A 4,957-nucleotide genomic window follows, 5' to 3' on the forward strand; every position below is an offset into this window, starting at 1 on the left:
AATCTAAATAGTATATATTAAAAAAGTTATCTTATATACATTGACAATGTATATAAGATACATTAATCTTTAAATGTTAATGATAATCGATTTCATCTAGGGAGGACATATGATACATACTAAAAAACTAATTATGTTCTGCATTATGATACTCATGGTTGTAATTGCAGGATGTAGTAAAGAAGAGAAAAAAGAAAATAATATATCAGCGAAAGCAAAAGATTCATATACGGTAAAGCATGCAATGGGTGAAACGACAGTAAATGGTACACCTAAAAAAGTTGTTGTTTTAACAAATGAAGGCGCAGAGGCTCTCCTAGCTGTGGGCGTAACGCCAGTGGGGACTACGAAACCACGTGCTGGTGATGAATGGTATCCTCATTTAGCGAAAGAGTTAAAAAACACGGAAGTTGTAGGAACTGAACGTGATATTAATTTAGAGGCTGTAATGAAGCTTAAGCCAGATTTAATTATCGGAAATAAAATGCGTCATGAAAAAATATATGATCAGCTAAAAGAAATCGCACCAACTGTTTATGCAGAAACATTACGCGGTGATTGGAAAGAAAACTTTACACTTTATACAAAAGCTGTAAATAAAGAAAAAGAAGGGCAAAAAGCTCTTGATGATTATAAAAAACGCATTGAAGGAATGAAAGAGAAGTTAGGCGATAAATTGAATTCTAAAGTTTCTATTATTCGTTTCGTGCCAGGTGATGTTCGTATTTATCAAAAAAACTCATTCTCGGGTGTTGTTTTAAATGATATTGGATTTAAACGACCACCATTACAAGATAAAGATGATTTTGCGATAAAAGGAATTACAAAAGAGCAGATTCCAAATATGGACGGAGACTACTTATTCTATTTCACGTCTGATAAAGATGCAGATAAGAATAATGAAGGAAATTCGTTAGCGAAGGAATGGACAGAAGATCCACTCTTTAAGCAACTACAGGCTTCTAAAAATAATAAAGTATTCCAAGTAGATGAAGTGATTTGGAATACAGCAGGTGGTATTGTAGCTGCAAATCTTATGTTAGATGATATTGAAAAATATTTTCTGAAGTAAATGAATAGTCGAGTGCATCCCTTTAAATAAGTGATGCACTTTTTTGTTTTTTAAAATACAGAAAATTCCTTCTTTTGAGTGTAGATAAGTTGTACAATTAAAACAATCATGTGATAAAGGAGTGGGGAAGAATGAAAGCTACTCATAAAGATTGGATTTTATTTAACGGAAGAATTGTAAATACGAAGGAAGAACAGCCGATGATTCCATTAGAGGAGAGAGGCTTTCAATTTGGTGATGGTATATACGAGGTATTCAGACTATATGACGGGAAGCCACATTTATTAGATTTACATTTAGAACGATTCTTTAACTCTATGGCAGAAATAAAACTAATTCCACCATTTACGAAGGAAGAATTAGTAGAAGAGTTATATCAAATGATTGAAAAAAATCAGTTTCAAGAAGATGGGAATGTATATTTACAAATATCAAGAGGTACACAACCGCGCAATCATGTATATGAATCAGATTTACAACCGACATATTTTGCAAATCTTGTTTCGTTCCCAAGACCAGTTGCTTCAATGGAGGCAGGGATTAAGGTGACAGTAGAAGAGGACATCAGGTGGAAGTTTTGCCATATAAAATCTTTAAATTTGCTTCCTAATATCATGATCAAAAACAAAATAAATGAACAAGGGTATCAAGAAGCAATATTAGTACGAGATGGTATTGTGACTGAAGGGTGTCATTCCAATTTCTTTATCGTGAAGAATAATAAGTTGATTACACATCCAGCGGATCATTTCATTTTACATGGTATTACACGTCACTACGTAATTACATTAGCGAAAGAGTTACATATCGATGTAGAGGAACGAGAGTTTTCATTACAAGAAGTATATGACGCTGAGGAGTGCTTTTTTACAGCGACGCCACTTGAAATATTCCCAGTCGTTCAAATTGGTGATGAACAGTTCGGGGCTGGTGAAAGAGGACCAATTACGAAAAAACTACAAGCTGCATACGAAGAGAGTATTCGTTTGTTTAAAGTGACAAATTAATCATGAAGAAAAAAGCTGGTATTCTTCCGGCTTTTTTTCATGATATAATTCAAGCATAGGACAAGTTTTGAAAACGCTGTAAAAAGGGGATTTAATATATGAATTATGAAGATTTTAAAGAAGTAATTCACGGAAGACGAAGTGTTAGAAAGTTTACAGATCAAGAAGTATCTACTAATGATATAAAAGAAATAATTGATTGTGCTCGTTACGCACCGAGTGATACGAATTCACAAACGTGGGAATTCTTAGTTATCATGAATCGAGAGAAGATTAAAGAAATTGAACAAATGACATGGGATGCATTACATAAACTTGCGGCAAAAGCAGCAGAAAATGGAGAAGAGAAAGCAGGGAAATTACTTACACGTTCTTTCGGACCATATGCAACAGCTTTCTCGGAGGCACCAGTATTAATTGTATGTTTGGCAACACCATATGAATCAAAGTTCCGTGAAAAGATATTTGATCCAATTGCTTTTGTTCCAGATTCCGTTTGGGAAGAAGAAGGCATTAAGAGTAGCTGTTTAGCGGCACAAAACTTAATGTTAGCTGCACATGCAAAGGGACTTGGTACTTGTCCAATGACAGGGCCAGTATTGCTAGCTCAAGATGAACTGCGCCAATATTTACAAATTGCGCCTGAAAAACAAATAAATATGGTTATTTCACTCGGATTTCCGAAAGATAAACCGAAGAAACTTCCAAGAAAAGAAGTAGATGATATTACAACGTTTGTTTTTTAATTGCTGTATAGAAAAGACATTGAACTAACAATGTCTTTTTATTTTTGAGGGTATGTAATTCATATGTTGGGCTAAAATGATAGATAAGAGGGAATTACTATTTATTTCATAAAAAAAATTAATGTTCTATTAAGGAAAGTATGATACATTAATCGTGAGCAAGATTCTATTTGTTCATGAAAGTGTTGAAAGTAGTCTCAAAATTTAAAAGTTATTTTTGTATAATAAATTATAATGAAGTTACAGGGGGGATGAATTTTGAAAAAATTCATAATCACTGGATTGTCTGTATTGTTATTAGTTGGTTGCGGTGCTCCACAGGAAAAAGAGGACGCGCAATCAAAACAGGAAGAACAAGTTGTAAACGCAAGTGATGAGAATATGGTTGTATTTCCTGAAGGAGCAATGTCAATTGGAGAAGGGAAAGTAAAAGTTATTACTCCAGATGGTACTTCTGAAAACGGCAATATACCGACTGTATTCATCAAAAAGGATACGTTAATTCAGCAAGTTGAATTAGAACTTTCTAATTTTCAAAGTGATAAAGAAACATTCGTATTTGTAGATCAAATGTATACAGATAAACATCAAGTAACTAGTACAACGCAGACAACAGTGCAGTTAAAAGAAAAAACGCTGGAAACAGGTAGTCATACAATTACTGCAGTTCAGTATGAAAACAATGACCCGAAAGGAAAGGTTATTAGTTTTAATCAAGCAACATTTGAGACAAAACCTGCGTCTTAACAAGAATAAAAAGTACATTACTCAAAAAGTAGTGTGCTTTTTTGTTTGGACTAGAGTGTGCAAGAGTGAATAACTTATTTCATTTTCTAATACGATTAAATAGGAAGTAATCACTTGTTACTACTATGACAGAGAAAGAGGTTGAAGATGTGAATCGGTGTATTCGTATCGTCTTGATTAGTATGATGATGGCAGTATTTTGGTTTACGATACAAGAGATGATTCAAGCTACGCTCAATTATCAAATTCATGACTTATTAATAGGAGCTATTTATTTTACCATTGTTTATCTATTATATCCCGCACTAACGGGCAGTAAGACCTTACCTTAAAACTCGGTATAGGTGAGGAGATTAGGTGGGAGATCAACTGCCTGTAAATGCACGATTGATGAGGGCTGATAATCATTGGAGATGAACAAACTCTCCAATGATTAAAGTTTCACTTTATGATAAACTCGGATTAAGGTGAGTTTTGCAAGAAAAATGTAGGTATTTCATTTGAAATGTCGAATAGTACATACGATGTCGTAATAACAAATTTTCTATTGTTTACTGTGAAACAGGAGAAGGAGAGATAGTAATGAAACGAGCTCTTATAAATATTGATTATACATATGATTTTGTAGCTGAGAAAGGCGCTTTAACATGCGGGAAACCAGGACAGGAAATTGAGAAGGAAATTGTACATATAACGAAGCAATATATTGAAAATGGAGATTACGTTGTCTTTGCTATTGATAAACATGAAGAAAATGATGTATATCATCCAGAATCAAAGTTATTCCCGCCTCATAATATAGCTGGTACAAATGGAAGAGATTTGTTTGGTGAATTACAAGATGTGTACGAAACATATAAAAATGCAGAGAATGTATATTACATGGATAAAACACGGTATAGTGCATTTGCAGGAACAGACTTAGAGATGAAGCTAAGAGAAAGAGGAATAGCAGAAGTTCATCTTGTAGGTGTTTGTACTGATATTTGTGTTCTTCATACAGCAGTAGATGCTTATAATAAAGGGTTTAAAATTGTTGTTTATGAAAAGGCGGTTGCATCTTTTAATGCACAAGGGCATGAATATGCACTTGGACATTTTAAGTCATGCCTACATGCAGAAGTGAAGTGAAAAAAGAGGCCTTTAAAAAAGGTCTCTTTTATTTGTCCTTGTTCATTGAAAACAGCTACCGCAACGCCTAATAAATTGAGTGGTCTTGATCCGACAACTTCTCTAATTTCTTCGATATACCCCATTGTAGGTAACCTCATTAAGGAAAAATAAGAGCATATAAACTATTCGTTATTATATAAATATATTAATCTTTATAAATGTAAGAGATGTCAAATATCTCATGTGTTTTATTTGGTAAAATATACATCAAA

Annotated in this window: 6 protein-coding genes and 1 pseudogene; 6 read left to right on the forward strand and 1 reads right to left on the reverse strand. The window is 33.5% G+C overall.

The window, feature by feature from the left end; genetic code table 11:
- The first annotated feature begins 109 nt into the window (after positions 1–109).
- The 6 genes from ABWK52_RS25865 to ABWK52_RS25890 all read left to right on the forward strand — a co-directional run bounded on the left by ABWK52_RS25865 (position 110) and on the right by ABWK52_RS25890 (position 4,703).
- Positions 110–1,072, forward strand: coding sequence for an ABC transporter substrate-binding protein (locus ABWK52_RS25865; protein WP_000581991.1), 963 nt, complete (start codon positions 110–112; stop codon positions 1,070–1,072).
- Between the two features lie 131 nt (positions 1,073–1,203).
- Positions 1,204–2,079 (forward strand): D-amino-acid transaminase, encoded by an 876-nt coding sequence (gene dat / locus ABWK52_RS25870; protein ID WP_000648368.1) that lies wholly within the window; start codon positions 1,204–1,206, stop codon positions 2,077–2,079.
- A 98-nt stretch (positions 2,080–2,177) separates the two neighbouring features.
- Complete coding sequence (locus tag ABWK52_RS25875; protein ID WP_098542214.1) at positions 2,178–2,825, forward strand: nitroreductase family protein; 648 nt, start codon at positions 2,178–2,180, stop codon at positions 2,823–2,825.
- 258 nt (positions 2,826–3,083) lie between these two features.
- The gene (locus ABWK52_RS25880; protein WP_000713496.1) at positions 3,084–3,572 is read left to right on the forward strand and encodes a hypothetical protein; all 489 of its coding nucleotides are present in this window, start codon (positions 3,084–3,086) and stop codon (positions 3,570–3,572) included.
- Between the two features lie 125 nt (positions 3,573–3,697).
- Positions 3,698–3,904 (forward strand): hypothetical protein, encoded by a 207-nt coding sequence (locus ABWK52_RS25885; protein ID WP_000136533.1) that lies wholly within the window; start codon positions 3,698–3,700, stop codon positions 3,902–3,904.
- A 250-nt stretch (positions 3,905–4,154) separates the two neighbouring features.
- Complete coding sequence (locus ABWK52_RS25890) at positions 4,155–4,703, forward strand: cysteine hydrolase family protein (protein WP_000816758.1); 549 nt, start codon at positions 4,155–4,157, stop codon at positions 4,701–4,703.
- A 29-nt stretch (positions 4,704–4,732) separates the two neighbouring features.
- Here ABWK52_RS25890 and ABWK52_RS25895 read toward each other — a convergent pair.
- Positions 4,733–4,828: pseudogene (locus tag ABWK52_RS25895) on the reverse strand (DNA mismatch repair protein MutT); the annotation flags it as partial.
- Between the last annotated feature and the right edge of the window lie 129 nt (positions 4,829–4,957).

Source organism: Bacillus sp. AP50, assembly GCF_040492675.1.
GTDB lineage: Bacteria > Bacillota > Bacilli > Bacillales > Bacillaceae_G > Bacillus_A > Bacillus_A cereus.